Here is an 18,426-nt window from a genome sequence, read left to right on the forward strand (position 1 = left end):
CCCCCGCTCGACGCGTTCGGTAATGGCGCAGATCCGTCGGGCTCGGGCTGCCGACCGCGAGGGGATTTCCCGGACACACCTGGCCTCGATACGGGGTGTCGATTCGACAGCGTACGACGAGACGGAGTTGGCGGTTTGGGAAGCCGGGGCCTCGTCGGTTAGCTACCCGATCGACGATCCGGAGACAGAATTTCTGGTGGCAGAGAGCGATGACGAGATCGCCGGATTCGCAGAAGCGTCGTTGGACGACCCGGAACTGGACAAACTCTACGTTGCCCCCGCGTACCAGCACCAGAGAATCGCAACGGCGCTCGCGGAGGAAATCGAACGGTCACTCCGGTCTACCGGTGCCGACTCGGTGTACGTCGAAGCCGCTCCGAATGCAGCACCGTTCTACGAGCGGATCGGCTACGAACGGGTCGGGACCCATCGGAAAGCCATCACCAGCGACTCGTCCTCCGCGGAGATGACAGTGGTCGATATGGAGAAGGAATTGTAGATTCGGGGGCGGCCACCGATATGTGATTGATCGGATACCCGACTGCTATCCGATCGCCGCCAGCGGTTCGAACCAGACGGCGGCCACCAGCACGGCCAGAAACACGTACGAGCCGCGGATGAGCAACATCGTCGCGATCTCCGGACCGGCACGCCGGGCGGCGATCGCGACCGCAGCGAACGCGAGCGCCGCGAGCACCGACGTCGGCGGGAAGACCCGGGCGACGGCGAATCCGACGACGATCAGCAGCGCGGCGGCCATCAGCCAGTACGCCACGGTATAGGCCCGGTCCGGGCTCACGGCCACGGCGACGGTCCGTTTCCGGATCGATCGATCGTAGGCGTAGTCCTGCGCGTCGTCGATCACCTTGATCCCCGAGAGGAGGACGAGAAAGACGAGCGCGAAGCCGATCGGGACCGCGGCGAGGGTCGCCGCCTGGACGTAGAATCCGCCCACCAGCGAGAGGGCGATCCCGAGCGGATAGCCGGTCGTCGCCGTGACGGGGTTCGTGTCGAGCTGTGGCGCGTGGTGGAAGGCGATCAGCCACGTCGGTACCGTGAGTGCGACGGCGCCCCAGTCGACGAAGACGAACAGGAGGCCACAGCACAGCGCGAACAGCGTCGTCGAGAGGGTCAGACCGATTCGACAGCCCCGCTCGGTCAGCGGGTGATCGTCGTCCTCGCCGCGAACGTGGAAGTCGACGTAGCCGTCCTTGACGTGGGCGGTGTAGACGGCGGCGAACGTCGCGAGGACGTGCACCGTCGCGACGGCCGGGTCGAATTCGGACGCGAGAATCGCGCCGAACAGCGACGCGGCGAGCGGCGGGAGCATGAAGACGGGATGCACTTGCGACAGAAACGCCCGTCCCGTCGCCCCGAGGCCGGTTCCGTGTCTCGCGATCGGCATGGTTCGGCTGTCCACGGACTGAAATATAATACCCCGGCCGAGTTCGCGCGTATCGGAGACGATATCACCGGTCCGACGTATCCGCGTTCCGAAACACACAGTTTCATGTTGTGTCCCGTGCCAGCAGCGACCATGACTGACGAGTACACCGGTGCCGATCTCTTCGTCGACGCGCTCGAGTCCTACGGCGTCGACTACCTCTTCGGGAATCCCGGGACGACCGAACTTCCGGTCATGGAGGCGATCAGCACCAGCGACGTCGAGTACGTGCTCGGACTCCACGAAGATATCGCGGTCGGGATGGCCTCGGGGTACGCCCAGACGCGCCGGTATCACTCCCACCACGACGAGTCGATCGCGCCCGTCGGCGTCGCGAACCTCCACATCGCACCCGGCCTCGCTCACGGACTCGGGAACCTCTACGCCGCGAAGATCGCCGGTGCGCCGCTGGTCGTCACCGCAGGGAACCACAGCACCGACTTCCGCCACGAGGAGCCGATCCTGAGCGGCGACCTGGTCGACATGGCCGAACAGTTCTGCAAGTGGTCCGACGAGGTGTTAGACGTCGAGGCGCTGCCGACGATGCTCCGACGGGCCGTCCGGGTCGCGATGACCCCGCCGACCGGCCCCGTCTTCCTCGGCCTCCCGCTCGACGTCATGCTGGCCGAAACCGACGCCGAGCCGGAGCGACTCGGCGCGATTCCGAACGCCGGCAGCGGCGATCCCGCACAGCTCGATCGGGCCGCCGAGCTGCTCGTCGAGGCCGACGACCCGGTCCTGGTCGTCGGCGATCACGTGGCCCGATCGGGCGAGGACGCGGTCGCGGCGGCGGTCGAACTCGCCGAATCGACCGGGGCCCGCGTCCACGGCGAGATTCTCGCCTGCGAGGTCGATTACCCGACGGATCACGACCAGTGGGTGTCCTACATTCCGCCGGACGAGGACCTCGCGTCGATGCTGATGGACACCGACACGCTCCTGTTCGTCGGGTGTTCGACGAACACGACGCTGACCCGCCACGAGGAGGCGCTGGTCGATCCCGACACCACGTGCATCCACGTCGGTGACGACGCCTGGCAGGTCGGCAAGAACCAGCCGGCGGACGCGGCGATCGTCGGCGACCCCGGGCTCGTCATGCAGGGACTGATCGAACGGATCCGGAAGCGTCTCTCCGAGGACGTCGTCGAGGAGCGTCTCGAGCGCGTCAGTGCGATCAAGGAGATGGTCGAGGCCAGGATGGAACAGATGGGCGAAGACGAGGCCCCGGACGATCCCCGGGCCTCGAAGGCACAACTGGTCGACGCGATGGAGCGGGTCGCCGGCGACGCCTACATCGTCGACGAGGGAGTCACCTCGAAGTACGCGATGTTGACCCGGTGGGACTTCGCGCCGGAACAGTACATCTCGAACAAGGGTGGCGGACTCGGCTACGGCCTGCCCGCGTCGATCGGTGCGGCCGTCGCGGAGAGCCAGCGGGACGAGCCGCGCGACGTGATCGGCTTCGTCGGAGACGGCTCGTACCTGTACTATCCCCACGCGGTCTACAGCGCGGCCCGCTACGATCTCGATCTCACGGTCGTCATCCCGGACAACCGCAATTACCGGATCCTGAAGGACAACACGCTGAACATCCTGGGCGGCGAGGAGGACGACTACGAGTTCGTCGGCATGGACTTCGAGCCGCCGATCGATCTCGTCGGCAACGCCGAGAGTCACGGCGCACGCGCCGAACTCGTCGAAACGCCGGACGACATCGAGGACGCGCTAGAAGACGCGCTCGCGAACGACGGCCCGGACGTGCTCGACGTGCTGGTCCACGACTGACGCGAGGGCACGGTCGCCGAGCGAGCGCCCGCGACGGGCCCCGCGAATGACCGACCGGGCGGAGATTCACGGCCGATCGACCGAGACGTCGCTCTCGCGAGCGGTCCCACGATGGCGGCGGAAACGGGGTCGGCGGACGTCAGTCCTCGCCCTGTGGCGGCCTGACCCGCCCGTCGTCGACCGTTTCCGGGAAGATCTTCCCCGGATTGAGCGTGTCCGTCGGATCGAGCGCGTGCTTGATCCGGCGCATCGTCTCGACCGCTCCGGTCCCGTGTTCGGCCTCGAGATACTCGCGTTTCCCGTGGCCGATGCCGTGTTCGCCGGTGGCCGTTCCGCCGAGTTCGATCGCTCGCTCGACGATCTCGCTGTACATCCGCTCGCCTCGATCGACCATCTCCTCGTCGTCCGGATCGACGAGTACGCTGTAGTGCAGGTTGCCGTCACCCGCGTGGCCGAAACAGGGTGCGAGCAGGTCGTACTCCTCGGCGAGACGTTTGGTCTCGTGGACGATCTCGGGGTAGGTACTGATCGGCACCGTGACGTCGCCGGGGTGGAGCGGTTCGAGGTCGGGATCGTACGTCGCCACGGCGTAGGCCAGTTCCCGCCGGGCCCGCCAGAGGGCCTCCATCTCGGCGTCGTCGTCGCTCATCTCGAAGCGGGTTACGTCGTGATCCTCGAAGATGGTCCGACAGAGATCGATCTCCTCGTCGACGCCGTGGTTGGCGTGGAACTCGAGGAAGACCATCGGTGCGTCGGGCAGGTCGGTCCCGAGGTACTCGTTGGCCATTCGCGCGCTCACCCCGTCGACGAGTTCGATCCGGGCTACGTCGACATCCGTCCGGACCGCGTCGAAGACGGCCTCGGCCGCGTCGTCGAGCCGATCGAAGATGGCCCGGCCGCCGCGGATCTGCTGGGGGCGGCCCGCGAGTTGCAGCGTCGCCCGCGTCACGACCGCCAGCGTCCCCTCGCTGCCGATGAGGAGTTCGGTCAGGTTGTAGCCGCTCGAGGTCTTGATCGCCCGGGACCCGGTCTCGATGACCGTCCCGTCCGCCAGCACCGCCTCGAGCCCGAGCACCCAGTCGGCGATTTCGCCGTACCTGACGGTCTTCATCCCGCTGGCGTCGGTCGCGACCATTCCGCCGATCGTCGAGATGTCGCCAGACGACGGCAGCGGCGGGAAGAACAGCCCGTCCTCTGCGACGTACTCGTCGACCGCGGAGCCGATGATCCCCGGTCCGACGTCGAGCTGGAAGTCGTCCGGCCGGTAGTCGAGGACGTCGTCCATCCGGGTGAGATCGAGGCTGATCCCGCCGCGGGCCGGGACGGCGTTGCCCTCCAGTCCCGTCCCCGCCGCGTAGGGCGTGACCGGGACGGCCCGATCGGTCGCCGCGGCGAGGACGGCCGCTACGTCGGCCGTGGATTCGGGGTAGACGACGGCGTCGGGGACGACGCCGCGTCCCTGTTGTTCCGCCCCCCAGTCGGCGGCGTGTGAGTCCCTGTGACTCTCCGCGAACGAGAGCTGGTCGTCTCCGAGATCGAGGTCCTCGAGGAACGAACAGTCGTGTGTCATACGTGAACGTCGGTCAGGTCTCCTATCAACGTTTCCCACCGGTTCGTTGGGCGGGCGGAACGACGGCGATTCGATCGGCGTCGGAATCGTCACGGTACTGGTCCCCGTTCACCCATCCGTGACCGAGACACCACCCGACGACGCCGACGAGACGCTCGCCGATCGGGTCGAAGAACTCCACGAGCACCTCGCGGCCACCGCCGAGTTACCGATCGATCGGACGACCAACCGCTGGCTCGGCGAGGCCGAAGCGGTGGCCCGGGACGCCGCGACGAGCGACCTCGACGCTGCGACGACGAAAGAGCGCGTTCGGGAGATACAGCACCTCCTCGCCGAAGCCGACGAACCGGCCGACGAGGAGGCAGCAGCGCGCGTTTCGGCGGCTCGAGATCTGTGTGAAACGATCCTCTCGACGTGAGCGTCCGCTCGCGTCGTCCGAATTTCGATCGGCACACGATCCGGTCTCGACTGCCGGGAATCGACGCCATCGTTCAACTGTCGGGCGGTAGTACGCGTCGATATGAAGCTCGGACTCGTCCTCGAGACGAACGATCCGGAGCGCGTCTGGAACGCGTTCAGGCTCGCGAACACCGCGCTCGACGCCGACCACGCGGTCGAGACGTTCCTGCTCGGCGACGGGGTCGTCGCTCCCGACCTCGACCACGAGAAGTTCAATCCGCACGGCGTGATGCTGAAGTACACCCGGAACGGGGGCGAACTGGTCGCCTGCGGGACGTGCCTGGACTCGCGCGACCTCGCGGCCGACGACCTCCGGCCGCGCGGGACGATGGGTGACCTGCTCTCGATCGTCGAGGACGCGGACGAGGTCCTGACGATCGGGTGAGCGCGCCGAGAGGGGCGCGAGTACGCGATCGCGTTCGAATCAGCCGACGGGCCGGATTTTGCCCCCGATTCACGCCGATTCGTGGGGCCAGGTCTGGATCGCGTCGTAGTTGCCGGGGGTCACAGGTCCGTCGAGGAGCGGATCGTCGCTCCCGTCCATCCACTCGTAGAGCTGTCGCGAGAGGTCGCGGCGGGCGTCCTGGTATCGCGGTTCGAACGCCACGTTCTCGTCTTCCTGTGGCGCGTTCCGGAGGTCGTACAGCTCCTCGTACGGCCTCGGGGGGACGCCGTACGTCTCGCGGACCTCGCGACCGGCTTCGCTGGCGAAGATGTCCTTCGTGAGGTAGACCGCGGGCAGGTCCCAGAAGTTCCGGATGTACTTGTACCGCTCCGTCCGGATCGCCCGGACCGGGTTGTACAGGTCGTGCCAGGTCATCTCGGCGAATACCCGATCGCGCGGCTCGTACCCGTCGTCGGTCAGAAGCGGCAGGAAACTCCGGCCGTCGAGGTCGTCCGGCACGCCGATCCCGAGTAGTTCGAGCAGCGTCGGGAGCACGTCGACGTTGCTCACGAGTTGCTCGTACCGTCGCCCGCCGTCTGCGACGTCGGGATAGCGAACGACCAACGTCGCCTCGATCCCGGGGTCGTAACAGCTCCCCTTCGCGAGCGGGAAGGCGATGCCGTGTTCCGTCGTGAAGACCACGACCGTGTCGTCGGCGAGTCCGGCGTCCTCGAGCGCCGCGAGGATCGTCTCGACCCCGTCGTCGACCGCCCGGACCATCCCGTGCATCTCCGCCAGGTCCTGTCTGATTCCCCGTCGGTCCGGGAGGTACGTGAGCGGCCGGACCTCGTCGGGGTCGTCGGTGTCGTAGCGGTCGGCGTCGAAGCCGAACCGGCCGTTCTCCTCCTCGACCCGGTGGCACTCGAAGAACCCGATCGACGCGAAAAACGGCTCCTCGTATCCGCCTCGTTCGAGAAACGACGAGACGACGGCCGAGACGGCCTGTGCCCGGTTCGTCTGGTGGACCGACGGCGACACACCCGGAAACAGGTTCCCCTCCGAGTGGATGTGGTCGTACCCCAGATCGTCGGTGTCCTGCGTGACGTGTTGCAGGCCGAAGAGGTGGGTCTCGTAACCGGCGTCGTCGAGGTAGTGTGGGAGGATCCGCTCGTCCTCGTGGAACTCCCAGTGCGTGTGTGCGAGCCCCATCAGCCCGTTCACGTGGGGGTATCGGCCGGTCATGAGGCTCCCGCGACTCGGCGAACACTGGGGTGCCGTCGCGAAGTGGTTCTCGAAGAGGACGCCGTCGGCCGCCAGCGCGTCGATCGCCGGCGTCTCGACGTCGACACCGTAACAGCCGAGGTGCCGGCCGAGGTCGTGGCAGTGGATCAGGAGCACGTTCGGTCGCGAACCGTCCATGAGTCCGTCACTACCATGACCGATCGGATAAGTGTTGGAGGGTACACGTGCTGGCGGTGCCGGTTTCGCCAGGCTCGCGTCGTCTCCGAACGTTCAGCGCCGCTCCACGCAGTTTTAAGTCGATCGGCCGCCCGGTGAACGATGATGATGGATCGGACGCCTCGAACGCCGCGGAGGGGAGTCGCGTGATCGCCGAACTGGATTTGCTCGTCAGACTCAACGACTACGATCGCCCACAGGACGTCGCCGACCGGGCCGTCCAGGCCGAGGAACTGGGCTTCGATCGCGTCTCGATGGGCGAGACGACGGGCTGGAACATCGTCCCGCCGCTGACGCTCGTCGCGGACCGCACCGACGAACTCGGCGTCTCGAACGACGTCATCTCGCCGTTCGGGCGGTCGCCGGCGATGCTCGCACAGACTGCGCTGACGCTGCACGACGCCGCCGACGGCCGGTTCCGGTTCGGACTCGGGCCGAGTTCGCCGGCGATCACCGAACGCTGGCACGGCGAATCGTTCGATCGGCCGCTGCGGCGCACGCGGGAGGCGATCGAGGTGATCCGGACGGTCTACGAGGAGGGCAATCCCGCCTACGAGGGCGACATCTTCGAGATTCAGGGGCTGAACTACGAACGCGAGGTTCCCGAATCTCCGCCGCCGATCGACCTCGGAACGCTCGGCCCGAAGGCGACGGAGATGGCGGGCCGGTTCGGCGACGGCTGGGCGCCCCAGATGTTCACGAAAGACGGCCTCGCGGATCGACTCGAGGATCTGGAGCGCGGTGCCGACCTCGCCGGCAAGGATCTCTCGGACCTGCGCGTCAGTCCGATTGTCCGCGGGATCGCCGCCGAGGACCGCGAGCGCGCCCGCGAACTGGCGCGCGGAACGATCGCGTTTATGCTCGGAGCCTACGGGCCTTACTACGGCGATTCGGTCGCCGAACAGGGGTATCCCGACGTCGTCGCGGACGTCCGGGCGGCGTGGCGGGAACGCGACACGAATGCCATGGCCGCGAGACTGCCGGATGAGGTGCTCGACGACCTCGCACCGGCCGGGACACCCGACGAGGTTCGCGAGTGGGTCGAAGAGTACGCGGACCTCGAGGGGGTCGACGCCGTGCGGGTCGGGTTCGTCGACGGGATGACCGACGCGGACAAGGAGACCACGATGGAGGCACTCGCCGAACTGGTGTAAGTCGCGATTCGGCGCTAGTCCGTGAGTTCGCTCGCCTCGAGCGGCCGCGCGTCCCCCCAGTATCCCTCGTGGAGTTCGAGCGCCCAGTCTCGAACCGTCTCGTCGTCGGTTTCGAGTGACGCCTGCAACATGCCGTCGTCGTCGCGGACCAGCATGTTCACGACCCCGTCGGCCACGGTCACGGCGAGGGGCACGTCCCCGTCGTGGATCCGGACGTCCGCGTTTGCTGCCGTCGTGAGGTCTCGAAGGCGTCGTCGCAACACCGCGTCCTCGGCGACCGGTTCGATCGCGCTCGCCGAGAAGACCCCCTCGAACGTCCCCCCTTCTTCGACCGTGCGTTCGCGGACGCCCTCGAGCGTGCGCTCGTTGAACGCGTGGGAGACGACGCGGACCCGATCGGCGTGGCTGACGAGATCCGTCACGCGTCGTACTGGCGCACTCGGTCTCGTCTGGCTCGGGACGACGATCGTCGCGTCCCGAAGCCGTCGCAGATCGAACGTCATCGCCTCCTCGGGGAGCCACGCGGCGATGTCGCGGAGCTTCAACTCAGTCTCGAGGATGTCGTAGAGGTCCGTGATCCCGTCGGCCACGAGGCGGCCGGTCGCCGTCGCCTCGTACTCGTCACCGGTCCGGCTGATCCAGTTTCGATCGTCGAAGTCCCGGAGCACCCGACCGAGCGTCGGCTGCGACGCGTCCGTGATTTCCGCGAGTTCCCGTCGCGTCCGGGGCGTGGCACTGACGGCGTTCAGCACGTCGATCCGATTCCCCGACAGCGCGAGAAACTCGATCTCCTCGAGAATCCCGTCCATACCGGGGACTCACTCCGATCGGAGAAGTGTGTTTCGGAGGGTGAATACTTTTCACTCCGTGAACGAGCGTCGGTCCAGGAAACGCTGCCACGGGAACGCCCATTTTCTTTCCGTGAACGCCTTTCTGAATTATGTTATATGGCTCGGTCCCTTCCGTTCTCGTAACCAATGATCTACGATCGACGCCCGGCCGTCCACGGTAGTCCCCGGTGGACAGTGCCGTCCCCGGAGGTGTTGGCCCGCCAGTGAACCGTCGGACGATCGCCTTCTTCGTCCTGTCGAGCCTGTTCTTCGGCGGGACGTTCGTCGCGGCCAAGGCCGGACTCGAATACTTCCCGCCCCTGCTGTTCGTCGCCCTCCGGTTCGACGTCGCGGCCGTCGTCCTGCTGAGCTACGTCCTCGCCACGTCCACGCGGGACGACCTGCTCCCGTCGACCCGGGGCGACGTCACGGGAATCTTCGCGACCGGCGTGCTCGTGATCGGCCTGACGAACGCCCTGCTGTTCGTCGGCCAGCAGTACGCCACCAGCGCCGTCGCCGCGATCGTCTTCAGCCTCAACCCGATCCTGACCCCGGTGTTCGCGGCCGTCCTCCTTTCGGACGAACGGCTCTCGGCCCGCGGCGCGATCGGGATGGGGCTCGGCCTCCTCGGCGTCGCGCTCGTGGTCAGCCCTGACCCCGCGACGCTGGCCGGCGGCGACGCCGTCGGCAAAGCCATCCTGTTCGCGGGCGCGATTAGCGCGGCGCTCGGTGCCGTGCTCATCCGGCGGGCCGAGCCCACCCTCACGAGTACGGTCCGGATCGCGTGGGGACTCCCCCTGGCCGCACTGCTCACCCACGGCTTCGCCTGGTCCGCCGGCGAATCGACGGCGACGATCGCGTGGACGCCGGCGGCCGTCCTGTCGCTCGGCTACGTCGCCGTCGTCGCGGGCGTGCTCGCGTACATCGCTTACTTCGCCCTCCTCGACTCGGCGGGTGCGATCCGATCGAACCTCGTCTTCTACGTCGTCCCGGTTGTCTCGACGATCGGGGGCTGGGCCCTGCTCGGTGAGTCGATCGCACCGCTCGCGGTGGTCGGTTTCCTGACGATCTTCGCCGGCTTCGCGGTGCTAGGTACCGAGTCGATCGACGTCCGGCCGCGACTTCCCGACCTGCCTGCGAGGTTCCGAACGATCGAGGATCAACCCCCGCAGGAGGAACCGAGAGGGTTCAGGTCGGACTGACCGTCCAGGGTCCCGGGTCGGAGACGGCGTTCGATCGAGAGTTATCATAGCTCCCACTCGGTGAGAGGACAGCCAGCTCTCGTGATCAGTACAGACTGAGAATGTAACGTGATTTTCTCTACTGAGACTAACGGGATTAATAATGACGTACCCGAAATACCTACGAGGGGGTCACAGATGGGGGTGCTCAAAGCGCTGCGAAAAACCAGCAATACAGAGCTGTACGAGTGTCGAAACTGCGGCGAAAAACTCGCAGAAGACGTCGACGAATGTCCCAACTGTAAGTGGCAAGAGATTGCTCACTACGAATTCTGAACGCTCCAAACAGGAATTTAGAGGGAACGAGTTTCCCTTGCCAAATTTGATATACACCTAAACAAGTACCGAGTTCTATTTGCGCCTTCTATTCAACACCGAGTGACTCGACGACCGAAATGGTGTCAGAACTAGCGAACCGAAGACACCGTTTGCCTTCCTCACAGTCCGATGACCGACCTGATACGATTATCGTTGAGCGTAACGTACTATCCCCGCCATGCCTGTCAGCCAGTGTAACGGTGCGGGCCTCTATTACGAAGAGTACGGCGAGGGCCGTCCGATCGTCTTTCTCCACGGGGTGTGGGCGGGGCTCAGGTTCTTCGAGTCGCAGTTGACCGGGCTATCGAACGACTACCGGACGATTGCCGTCGACTTCAGAGGACACGGTCGGTCCGAAAAAACGCATGGTGGACATACCCTCTCACAGTACGCCCGAGATATCCGTGCTTTCCTCGAACGACGAGAACTCGACGACGTCGTTCTGGCCGGATGGTCGATGGGTGCGCTCGTTTCGTGGGAGTACGTCGATCAGTTCGGTTCCGATCGGGTCGGGGCGCTGGTCAATATCGACATGGAGCCAGCACCGTTCCGCTGGGAAGATAGCGAACACGGCACCTACGATGCCGAGCGCCTCAAAGAGATCACGACCAGCATCCAGACGGACCACGTAAGCTTTATCGAACGAATCGCAGAGCCCGTTCTCAAAGAGCCACCGTCCGCGGAGCAACGAACGCTGATATTTGAAGAGCTATCCCGCTGTCCGCCGCCGATCAAGAGCACGATCATCACGGATACGACGATTTGCGACTACCGGGACGTGCTTCCCGAGATCGACGTCCCGACGTTAGTATGCGCCGGTGCCGACGAGAAGTGGCGGAGCGTTCCAGCCGTCGAATATGCGGCAGACCTCGTTCCGAACGCCAGATTCGAACTGTTCGAGGAGAGCGGACACTGTCTCACGATCGAGGAACCCGACCGGTTCAATCGGGTGCTGAGCGATTTCGTCGACTCGCTTCGATGAATACGCCCCGAGTTCACCACGACGGCCTCGCGTAGTTCGACCCGCCTCGTCGCATCGATCACTACAGGTGCGAACTCGGCGTCGACCCGTTACTTGTCGTATCCGGGAATCGAGATGGAGGTCCCGGCGTCGTTTATATCGACCCAGAGGTCGCCGGCGTGCTTTCCGACGACTTCGAATTGAAAGTTCTCTCCGCGCTGAACTACCGAATTGAACGACGCAACTTCGCGGTCGGCGTGACGCTTCGAGGCCGTAGTCGGGCTGCAGACGCCAGCCCCTGTGTCCAGTTCCTGAACTGCCGTCGTGGGTTCGCCGTCGGCAGGCGCGTCAACGGGGCCTAAGACGGGACGTTCGGGATCCTCGTCTCGAGGGCCACAGACCAGCGTCAGCCGCAATGGCATCGTCTCCCCGTGTCGCTCCGAACGACGATTCGTTCGAGGGGCGTTTTCGAGGCGGACTCCGTGGTGTCATCGTTGGCAGAGAGGCCGGAACAGCCGGACAATGCGGTCAGCATCGTCACTCCTCCGGCAAAGTACCTCTCCGCGACGTGGTCGGGGATCGTTCGACCACGACGATTCAGTAGCGTGTACACTGGTTAAAAATATCGTCTGTCACTCTCTGCGCTACGTACCGAACGATTCGATCCGATCGCGAGTACGCCCGGCGTTGCATCCCGCCCGCTTTCAGTACGAACGCGCAAACACCGTCGGTGGCCGATAGCGCTCTCGTCGTTCGATAGGCGTCCCTTCTCCCGGACGCGTTCGGGATCGATCCTACCGAACCGCCCGCGTCGCGTCGTCGATGATTTCGAGGGCCTCTTTCAACTCCTCCGTGCTCGTCGCGTACGAGAGGCGGGCGTACCCCTCGCCGTTCGCGCCGAAGGCGTCACCGGGGACGACGATGACGTCCCGATCGAGCACTTCCTCACACCAGCCCTCGGGGACCTTCGGCATGACGTAGAACGCGCCCTCCGGTTTCGGGACGTCGAGTCCGGCGTCCTCGAGTCCGTCGAGGACGACGTCGCGTCGTCGTTCGAAGGCGTCGACCATCTCCCGTACCGGTTCCTGTGGGCCCGTTAGCGCCCCCTCGGCGGCGTACTGGGCGGGTGCGGAGGCACAGGCCTGGGCGTACTGGTGGACCCGGAGCATCCGTTCGATCCGACGATTCGACGCGACCACCCAGCCGAGTCGCCAGCCGGTCATCGAGTAGGTCTTCGAGCACGCGCTGACGACGACGACGTTGTCCGTCTCGGCGAACTCGAACGGCGATCGGTGGTCGCCCTCGAAGACGATGTGCTCGTACACCTCGTCGGAGAGACAGAGCACGTCGTGTTCGTCGGCGATGCGAGCGAACTCCCGCATGTCGGCCTCGCTCTGGACGGCCCCGGTCGGGTTCGCGGGGCTGTTGACGACGAACGCTGCGGTCTCGTCTGTGATAGCCTCCTCGACGGTCGCCGGATCGAGGGTGAGATCGTCGCGAAGCGGGACCGGTTTCGGCGTCCCGTCGGCGATCCGGGTCAGGGCATCGTAGGAGACGAAGCCCGGGTCGGGGAAGATCACTTCCTCGTCCGGGTCGACGTGGGCCTCGAGGACGAGGTGCAGCGCCTCGCTTCCGCCGGCGGTGGCGATGACGTCCCCGGGATCGATCCCGATGTCGTAGTCGCGGTCGTACTTCGCCGCGATCGCTTCCCGGAGCGACCGAGTCCCCTTGTTCGAGGTGTAGGCGTCGGTCAGTCCGTCCTCGATCGCGTCGATCGCCTCGCGGCGGGCGTGCTCGGGAGTGGGAAAGTCCGGCTGGCCGAGACCGAGGTTGATCGCGTCCTCGCTCGCGGCTTCGAAGACTTCACGGATGCCGCTGATCGACACCTGTTCGACCCGGGCTGCAAATTCCGTCATGCCTAGACGGGTGCGGTGAACCCCGATAACTCTTGATGAATGTGAGGGGTCAGCCAAAACTAATTTATCGTGTCTCGATCATCTCCGTTATGATGACCACGTCTCGACGCGCGTTTCTCGCCGCAGGAGCAGTAGGCGGACTCTCACTGACAGCGGGATGTCTCGATTTCGTCCGCGGGACCGAACCGCTCGAGTTCCACGCGGACCGCGTCGCACCGACACAGTCGACGCTCGACGACACGGACTACGAGGAGCGGGAGGTCCGAGAAGAGGCGATCGACGAGAGCGTCGACGTCGGCGTCGAGCGAGAGGTCAGTGCGTCCGTCTGGCTCTCGACGTACACGAAGACGGTGGGGTACAAGGGCCAACAGATGGAGGCAAGCCTGTTTGCAGCCATCTCGATACCGTCGATGGAGGTCGCTGGCCGATCGCTCAACCCCCTCGACGACATGACGAACGAGGAACTCCTCGACGAATTCCTCGGCGAGATGGACGGCGAACACGGCCAAGTCGAGGACGTCGAACACGACGAGTCGTTCACGCTGGAGGTGCTTGACGAGACGCGCGACGTCGACGTCTTCGTCGGCGAAACCGAGATCTACGGCGAGCGCGTCGACGTCGAACTCAGGATGACCTCGTTCGATCACGAGGGCGACATCCTCGTGTTGCTGGGGAGCTATCCCGAGATGCTCGCCGACGAGGGGCCGGCGGTCGAGGAGTTGATGGAGTCGGTCGAACACCCGGTCTCGAACTGAGCCAGACACGTCTATATTCGGACCAGGCACGTCCCGTCATCGGGCACGTCTTGGTTCACACGATTGGCAGTCGTCACACCCGCTCGCAGTGTACAAAAACTCGGACTGTGGGGCGTGTTGGCGTCCTATTACTCGCCGGAACCCCGGTCTCGGCACTGACCGACCCGGTCGTCGGGGGGCTATCCCTTGCTCCGGACGACGCGCGTCGCTCCCGATCGGGGGTCGATGTGCACCCGCCACGCCCCGGACTCGCTCGTCGCGGGAACGATCCAGGTCGATCGCGTGCGGTGGGGCATCGACGTGACGACTGACTCGCAACCGGCGTCCGTTAGCGTGTCGTAGGCGAGCACGGCGGCTTCTTCTCTGGTCTTGACTCCGGTCGTGTCGTCGTGGCCGGTGAGTGAGTCGGTCATGGTCCTCCACGTGTACGGTTGTCGTTGTCACCCAAGAAACGATCATTCGGTTCTCGCGGGTTGGGAACGGGATGGACCGGTACAGGTCCCTATATCCCGGTCGGTGCACCCGCCGGTCGTGACGTCGGCACACGTGTGCGGACAGTCACCCGTGTTTGAACGTCACGCCGCCGCCGGTCTCGGGGTACTCCCAGACGACGTTGTCGTACTGGCAGGCGAACCGACAGCTCGAACACTCGAGGCAGTTCTCGTAGGCGATGTGGGGGACGCCGTCTTCGCCCTCGCGCCAGACGTTCGCCGGACAGACTTTCACGCAGTCGTTCGTCTCGCACTCGGCACAGATGTCCGGCACCTTCACGTCGAGGTGTGATTCACCGGGGTCGTCGTACTTGACGGTGTAGAGGCGATCCTCCATCGAGTCGTTGGTCACGTCGGGCGTCTGGGGTTGTGCGCTCATCTCAGGTCACCATCTTTCGGTATCGAAACGCCAGTTTCGCGGCCCCGGTCCAGCCGCCGAGCGCGTCGAGCACGGCGTGCTTCGCGTTCTCGGCGTGGACCTCCTTCGGGTTGCGATCCATCCGGAAGTACTCCGTGCCCGCGTCGGCGAACGCGCGCGGCAGGTCCTCGAACAGCAGGTCGCGGTCCTCCTCGACCGCGTCCATCATCCACGCGTACCGCTCCAGGTTCTGTACCACGAACGACTGTTCGAGCGCGTCGGGGTAGGCCCGCAGGGCGTCGGCACCCGTGCGGTCTCGTTCGGCTGCCCGTGCGATCGCGGTGCCGGCGTGGTAGCCGCTCTCGACGGCCATGTTCGTCCCCTCGAGGTGGACGCCGTTGTTGAGCACCAGTCCGGCGGCGTCGCCGACGATCACCGCGCCGTCGTGGACGAGTTCGGGGATGCTCTCCGCGCCACCTTCGGGGATGGTCTTCGCGCTGTACTCGACGGTTCGGGCGTTCCGGAGCAGGGGTGCGACGGCAGGGTGGGTCTTGAACGCGTTCAGCGTCTCCTCGGGCGACTGGTCGGCCGCGACGGCGTCCTCGATCCGGTAGGCGACGCCGACGCTGACCGTGTCTTCGTTGGTGTAGACGAACCCGCCGCCGAAGGCGTCGCCGACCGCCCCCTCTCCGAAGTAGTGGTAGGAGACGCCGGCGTCGTCGACCAGCCGGAATCGATCCTCGATGACCCCGTCGCGCTCGGGGAATTCGAGGACCTCTTTCGCCGCGACGGCGACGTTCTCCCGGCTCTCGGTCTCCTTGAGGTTCGCCCCCTCGCTGACCAGCGAGTTACCCCCCTCCGCGAGGACGACGTACGGTGCCCTGATCGTCCCGTCGGGCCGATCGGTCTCGACGCCGACGATGCGGTCCCGTTCCCGGACGAGGCCGGTGACGGTGGTTTCGGTCACCAGCGTCGCCCCGTTCGCGACCGCCTGCTCGGCGAACCACTCGTCGAACTCCCCGCGCAACACAGTGTAGGAGTCGTTGTGGGGTTCCCGGTGCCACTCGCCGGGTCGCAGAGAGACGGCGGTCTCGTCCTCGTCGCTCAACATGCTGAACCGCCGCTCCGCGACGTACCGCTCGAGCGGGGCGTCCTCGAAGTCGGTCAGTTCGCGGATCGTCGGGGTGTACAGGACGCCGCCGAAGACGTTCTTCGCTCCCGGCGAGGTGCCGCGTTCGACGAGCAGTACCTCGAGGCCGCGGTTCGCCATCGTCAGGGCCGCGGCGCTGCCCGCCAGCCCGGCCCCGACGACGATCGCGTCGAACTCGTCGTCGTAGTTCGGTTCGTCCGGCGTGTCAGTTTCTAGCTCCGGGCTCATTGTACCACCTCCTGGATCGGCTCGTCTCCGAGTCGATCGGCCAGCGCGGGACAGACCTCGAAGAGGTCGCCCACGATGCCGTAGTCGGCGTGGTCGAAGATCGGTGCGTTCGGATCGGTGTTGATCGCGACGACCGTCTCGCTCTTGTTCATTCCCTCGACGTGCTGGATCGCGCCGCTGATCCCGACCGCGACGTACAGCTCCGGCCTGACCGTCTTGCCGGTCTGGCCGACCTGTCGCGCGCCGTCGATCCAGCCCTCGTCGACCGCCGCGCGACTCGCCGCGAGTTCGGCGTCGAGGGCCTCGGCCAGTTCGCGGGCCGGTTCGAGGTCGCCCTCGACGCCGTGGCCGACCGCCACGATCCGATCGGCCTCCGTGATGTCCGCAGTGTCGCCGACCGATCGTTCGAGGACCTCGCTGATCGCGTCGTCGACGACGACGTCGACCTCGACGACCTCGCCGTCGGTCCGGTCGGGATCCGGTTCGGCAGCCTCGAAGACGCCCGGCCGGATCGTCGCCATCTGCGGCCGATGCTCCTCACAGAGGATCGTCGCGAGGATGTCGCCGCCGAACGCGGGCCGGCGGGCCTGCAGGATCCCCTCGTCGTCGACGTCGATCTCGGTCACGTCGGCGGTGAGGCCGGCGTGGGCTGGGACGGCGACCCGGCCCGCGAAGTCCCGGCCGGTGTGCGTGCCGCCGATCAGGACGATCGAGGGCTTCCGTTCTTCGACCATCGCGCGGAACTGTTCGCCGTACGGATCGGCGCGGTAGGGTTCGAAGACCGGGTCGTCGGCGACCAGCACACGATCGGCACCGCGGGCGATCGCCTCCTCGGCCACGTCCGCTAGGTCCTCGCCGATCGCCAGCGCAACCAGATCGTCGCCGGTCTGCTCGGTCAGTCGTTCGGCCTCCGCGAGGAGTTCCCAGGAGACGGGCATCACGTCGCCGTCGTGTTCCTCGACGAACACCCAGACGTCCTCGTACTCGCCCGGATCGATCGCGGGTCCGTCGTCGGTCATGCCGTCACCTCCGTGATGGCCTCGGCGAGGTCGTCGACGTCGTCGACCACCTCGTTCTTCCGCTCGACCGGATCGACGGTCTCCATCCGGCCGACCGACGTCGGCGAGACGTCGAGTCCGACCTCGTCCTCGATCCCGAGGTCCTCGGCGTCCCAGACGGTCGGCTCGAAGTCGTTTTCGCCGTATATTTTGCGGTGGAGCGGTGCCGGCCGGGGGTCGAACTCGCCGAACGCGACGGCGACGACGACCGGCAACTCGGCGGCGACGAGTTCGTACCCGCCCTCGACGTCGCGTCTGGCGACGAGTCGTCCCTCCTCCGGCCGCGGATCGACCGCCTCGGCGTAGGTCAACTGCGCCCAGCCGTTGTGGGCCGCGATACCCGGCGGAACCTGCCCCGTCGAGGAGTCCGTGGTCTCCTCGCCGGCGACGACCACGTCGGCCCCGAGTTCCGCCGCTGCGCGCGCGAGCGTGAGGCTCGTCGGCCACGTGTCGCTGCCCGCGAACGCTCGATCGGAGATCAGGACCGCGTCGTCACAGCCCATCGCGACGGCCTCCTCGAGGATGCTCGTCGCGTTCGGCGGCCCCATCGTCATCGCGATCACCTCGCCGTCGACCGCGTCCCGAATCGTCAGGGCCGCCTCGAGCGCGTGCCGATCGGGGCCGTTCATGACCGCGGGCGCGCTCGCCCTGTCGAGTCGCCCCGTGTCGGGATCGATGCCGACCTCGTCAGCGTCGGGCACCTGCTTGATCCCGACGACGATCGTCCATGTCATTGTATCACCACGTGCGGACGTAGGACGCGAGACGGGAGTTCTACTACGTCATTTCCAGCCGCGTGAGAACCTCCTTTACGGGTACAGACGTTTATGTAGTCGGCGGCCTCCCGGCCCTGCGTTGGTATCCC

Annotated in this window: 19 protein-coding genes; 8 read left to right on the forward strand and 11 right to left on the reverse strand. The window is 66.0% G+C overall.

Features of this window, described 5'->3' with window-relative positions; translation table 11 throughout:
• Positions 1-22: 22 nt before the first annotated feature.
• Positions 23-499 (forward strand): GNAT family N-acetyltransferase, encoded by a 477-nt coding sequence (locus MUG98_RS08705; RefSeq protein WP_265111741.1) that lies wholly within the window; start codon positions 23-25, stop codon positions 497-499.
• 45 nt (positions 500-544) lie between these two features.
• On the opposite strand, the gene MUG98_RS08710 is transcribed toward MUG98_RS08705, so the two are convergent.
• Entirely contained in the window at positions 545-1,405 is an 861-nt protein-coding gene (locus MUG98_RS08710) for a UbiA family prenyltransferase (RefSeq protein WP_265111742.1), read from the reverse strand.
• Positions 1,406-1,537: 132 nt separating this feature from the next.
• Here MUG98_RS08710 and MUG98_RS08715 point away from each other — a divergent pair, with 132 nt between their 5' ends.
• The gene (locus tag MUG98_RS08715) at positions 1,538-3,229 is read left to right on the forward strand and encodes a thiamine pyrophosphate-binding protein (RefSeq protein WP_265111743.1); all 1,692 of its coding nucleotides are present in this window, start codon (positions 1,538-1,540) and stop codon (positions 3,227-3,229) included.
• Between the two features lie 139 nt (positions 3,230-3,368).
• Here MUG98_RS08715 and MUG98_RS08720 read toward each other — a convergent pair whose 3' ends face one another.
• On the reverse strand, positions 3,369-4,799 hold the full coding sequence (locus tag MUG98_RS08720; RefSeq protein ID WP_265111744.1) for an FAD-binding oxidoreductase: 1,431 nt from the start codon (positions 4,797-4,799) through the stop codon (positions 3,369-3,371).
• A 118-nt stretch (positions 4,800-4,917) separates the two neighbouring features.
• Here MUG98_RS08720 and MUG98_RS08725 point away from each other — a divergent pair, with 118 nt between their 5' ends.
• A complete protein-coding gene (locus tag MUG98_RS08725) occupies positions 4,918-5,217 on the forward strand; it encodes a DUF8152 family protein (protein ID WP_265111745.1) in 300 nt (99 codons plus the stop codon).
• Positions 5,218-5,319: 102 nt separating this feature from the next.
• Positions 5,320-5,643, forward strand: a complete 324-nt coding sequence (locus tag MUG98_RS08730; protein ID WP_265111746.1) for a DsrE family protein — start codon at positions 5,320-5,322, stop codon at positions 5,641-5,643.
• 69 nt (positions 5,644-5,712) lie between these two features.
• Here MUG98_RS08730 and MUG98_RS08735 read toward each other — a convergent pair whose 3' ends face one another.
• The gene (locus tag MUG98_RS08735; RefSeq protein ID WP_265111747.1) at positions 5,713-7,062 is read right to left on the reverse strand and encodes a sulfatase family protein; all 1,350 of its coding nucleotides are present in this window, start codon (positions 7,060-7,062) and stop codon (positions 5,713-5,715) included.
• A gap of 185 nt (positions 7,063-7,247) precedes the next feature.
• Here MUG98_RS08735 and MUG98_RS08740 point away from each other — a divergent pair, with 185 nt between their 5' ends.
• Positions 7,248-8,255 carry a TIGR04024 family LLM class F420-dependent oxidoreductase gene (locus MUG98_RS08740; RefSeq protein ID WP_265112434.1) on the forward strand — a complete coding sequence of 336 codons (1,008 nt, stop codon included), beginning with the start codon at positions 7,248-7,250 and terminating at the stop codon, positions 8,253-8,255.
• A 14-nt stretch (positions 8,256-8,269) separates the two neighbouring features.
• Here MUG98_RS08740 and MUG98_RS08745 read toward each other — a convergent pair whose 3' ends face one another.
• Positions 8,270-9,064 (reverse strand): helix-turn-helix transcriptional regulator, encoded by a 795-nt coding sequence (locus MUG98_RS08745; protein ID WP_265111748.1) that lies wholly within the window; start codon positions 9,062-9,064, stop codon positions 8,270-8,272.
• A 245-nt stretch (positions 9,065-9,309) separates the two neighbouring features.
• Here MUG98_RS08745 and MUG98_RS08750 point away from each other — a divergent pair, with 245 nt between their 5' ends.
• A complete protein-coding gene (locus MUG98_RS08750) occupies positions 9,310-10,287 on the forward strand; it encodes a DMT family transporter (protein WP_265111749.1) in 978 nt (325 codons plus the stop codon).
• A gap of 535 nt (positions 10,288-10,822) precedes the next feature.
• On the forward strand, positions 10,823-11,626 hold the full coding sequence (locus tag MUG98_RS08755) for an alpha/beta fold hydrolase (protein ID WP_265111750.1): 804 nt from the start codon (positions 10,823-10,825) through the stop codon (positions 11,624-11,626).
• A gap of 89 nt (positions 11,627-11,715) precedes the next feature.
• On the opposite strand, the gene MUG98_RS08760 is transcribed toward MUG98_RS08755, so the two are convergent.
• Together MUG98_RS08760 and MUG98_RS08765 are read right to left on the reverse strand one after the other, a co-directional pair.
• On the reverse strand, positions 11,716-12,027 hold the full coding sequence (locus tag MUG98_RS08760; protein WP_265111751.1) for a hypothetical protein: 312 nt from the start codon (positions 12,025-12,027) through the stop codon (positions 11,716-11,718).
• Positions 12,028-12,399: 372 nt separating this feature from the next.
• Positions 12,400-13,521 (reverse strand): pyridoxal phosphate-dependent aminotransferase, encoded by a 1,122-nt coding sequence (locus MUG98_RS08765; RefSeq protein ID WP_265111752.1) that lies wholly within the window; start codon positions 13,519-13,521, stop codon positions 12,400-12,402.
• Between the two features lie 92 nt (positions 13,522-13,613).
• Between MUG98_RS08765 and MUG98_RS08770 the strand changes: the two genes are divergently transcribed.
• Positions 13,614-14,276, forward strand: a complete 663-nt coding sequence (locus MUG98_RS08770; protein WP_265111753.1) for a DUF6517 family protein — start codon at positions 13,614-13,616, stop codon at positions 14,274-14,276.
• A 179-nt stretch (positions 14,277-14,455) separates the two neighbouring features.
• Here MUG98_RS08770 and MUG98_RS08775 read toward each other — a convergent pair whose 3' ends face one another.
• From MUG98_RS08775 to MUG98_RS08795, 5 genes are all read right to left on the reverse strand, one after another.
• Complete coding sequence (locus tag MUG98_RS08775; protein ID WP_265111754.1) at positions 14,456-14,689, reverse strand: hypothetical protein; 234 nt, start codon at positions 14,687-14,689, stop codon at positions 14,456-14,458.
• A 145-nt stretch (positions 14,690-14,834) separates the two neighbouring features.
• The gene (locus tag MUG98_RS08780; RefSeq protein WP_265111755.1) at positions 14,835-15,146 is read right to left on the reverse strand and encodes a ferredoxin family protein; all 312 of its coding nucleotides are present in this window, start codon (positions 15,144-15,146) and stop codon (positions 14,835-14,837) included.
• 1 nt (position 15,147) lies between these two features.
• The gene (locus MUG98_RS08785; RefSeq protein WP_265111756.1) at positions 15,148-16,503 is read right to left on the reverse strand and encodes an FAD-dependent oxidoreductase; all 1,356 of its coding nucleotides are present in this window, start codon (positions 16,501-16,503) and stop codon (positions 15,148-15,150) included.
• The gene (locus MUG98_RS08790; protein WP_265111757.1) at positions 16,500-17,522 is read right to left on the reverse strand and encodes an electron transfer flavoprotein subunit alpha/FixB family protein; all 1,023 of its coding nucleotides are present in this window, start codon (positions 17,520-17,522) and stop codon (positions 16,500-16,502) included. The genes MUG98_RS08785 and MUG98_RS08790 overlap by 4 nt, the downstream gene beginning before the upstream one ends.
• Entirely contained in the window at positions 17,519-18,295 is a 777-nt protein-coding gene (locus tag MUG98_RS08795) for an electron transfer flavoprotein subunit beta/FixA family protein (protein WP_265111758.1), read from the reverse strand. Before MUG98_RS08795 ends, MUG98_RS08790 begins: the two co-directional genes overlap by 4 nt.
• Between the last annotated feature and the right edge of the window lie 131 nt (positions 18,296-18,426).

It is taken from the genome of Halosolutus halophilus (assembly GCF_022869805.1).
In the GTDB taxonomy this organism is placed as follows: domain Archaea; phylum Halobacteriota; class Halobacteria; order Halobacteriales; family Natrialbaceae; genus Halosolutus; species Halosolutus halophilus.

Bases quoted from the DNA above. Each gene is read 5' to 3' on its own strand.
- MUG98_RS08795 (WP_265111758.1), bottom strand. From the start codon at position 18,295: ATGACATGGACGATCGTCGTCGGGATCAAGCAGGTGCCCGACGCTGAC.
- MUG98_RS08715 (WP_265111743.1), top strand. From the start codon at position 1,538: ATGACTGACGAGTACACCGGTGCCGATCTCTTCGTCGACGCGCTCGAG.
- MUG98_RS08760 (WP_265111751.1), bottom strand. From the start codon at position 12,027: ATGCCATTGCGGCTGACGCTGGTCTGTGGCCCTCGAGACGAGGATCCC.
- MUG98_RS08705 (WP_265111741.1), top strand. From the start codon at position 23: ATGGCGCAGATCCGTCGGGCTCGGGCTGCCGACCGCGAGGGGATTTCC.
- MUG98_RS08730 (WP_265111746.1), top strand. From the start codon at position 5,320: ATGAAGCTCGGACTCGTCCTCGAGACGAACGATCCGGAGCGCGTCTGG.
- MUG98_RS08780 (WP_265111755.1), bottom strand. From the start codon at position 15,146: ATGAGCGCACAACCCCAGACGCCCGACGTGACCAACGACTCGATGGAG.
- MUG98_RS08745 (WP_265111748.1), bottom strand. From the start codon at position 9,064: ATGGACGGGATTCTCGAGGAGATCGAGTTTCTCGCGCTGTCGGGGAAT.
- MUG98_RS08775 (WP_265111754.1), bottom strand. From the start codon at position 14,689: ATGACCGACTCACTCACCGGCCACGACGACACGACCGGAGTCAAGACC.
- MUG98_RS08755 (WP_265111750.1), top strand. From the start codon at position 10,823: ATGCCTGTCAGCCAGTGTAACGGTGCGGGCCTCTATTACGAAGAGTAC.
- MUG98_RS08770 (WP_265111753.1), top strand. From the start codon at position 13,614: ATGACCACGTCTCGACGCGCGTTTCTCGCCGCAGGAGCAGTAGGCGGA.
- MUG98_RS08720 (WP_265111744.1), bottom strand. From the start codon at position 4,799: ATGACACACGACTGTTCGTTCCTCGAGGACCTCGATCTCGGAGACGAC.
- MUG98_RS08710 (WP_265111742.1), bottom strand. From the start codon at position 1,405: ATGCCGATCGCGAGACACGGAACCGGCCTCGGGGCGACGGGACGGGCG.
- MUG98_RS08790 (WP_265111757.1), bottom strand. From the start codon at position 17,522: ATGACCGACGACGGACCCGCGATCGATCCGGGCGAGTACGAGGACGTC.
- MUG98_RS08735 (WP_265111747.1), bottom strand. From the start codon at position 7,062: ATGGACGGTTCGCGACCGAACGTGCTCCTGATCCACTGCCACGACCTC.
- MUG98_RS08765 (WP_265111752.1), bottom strand. From the start codon at position 13,521: ATGACGGAATTTGCAGCCCGGGTCGAACAGGTGTCGATCAGCGGCATC.
- MUG98_RS08785 (WP_265111756.1), bottom strand. From the start codon at position 16,503: ATGAGCCCGGAGCTAGAAACTGACACGCCGGACGAACCGAACTACGAC.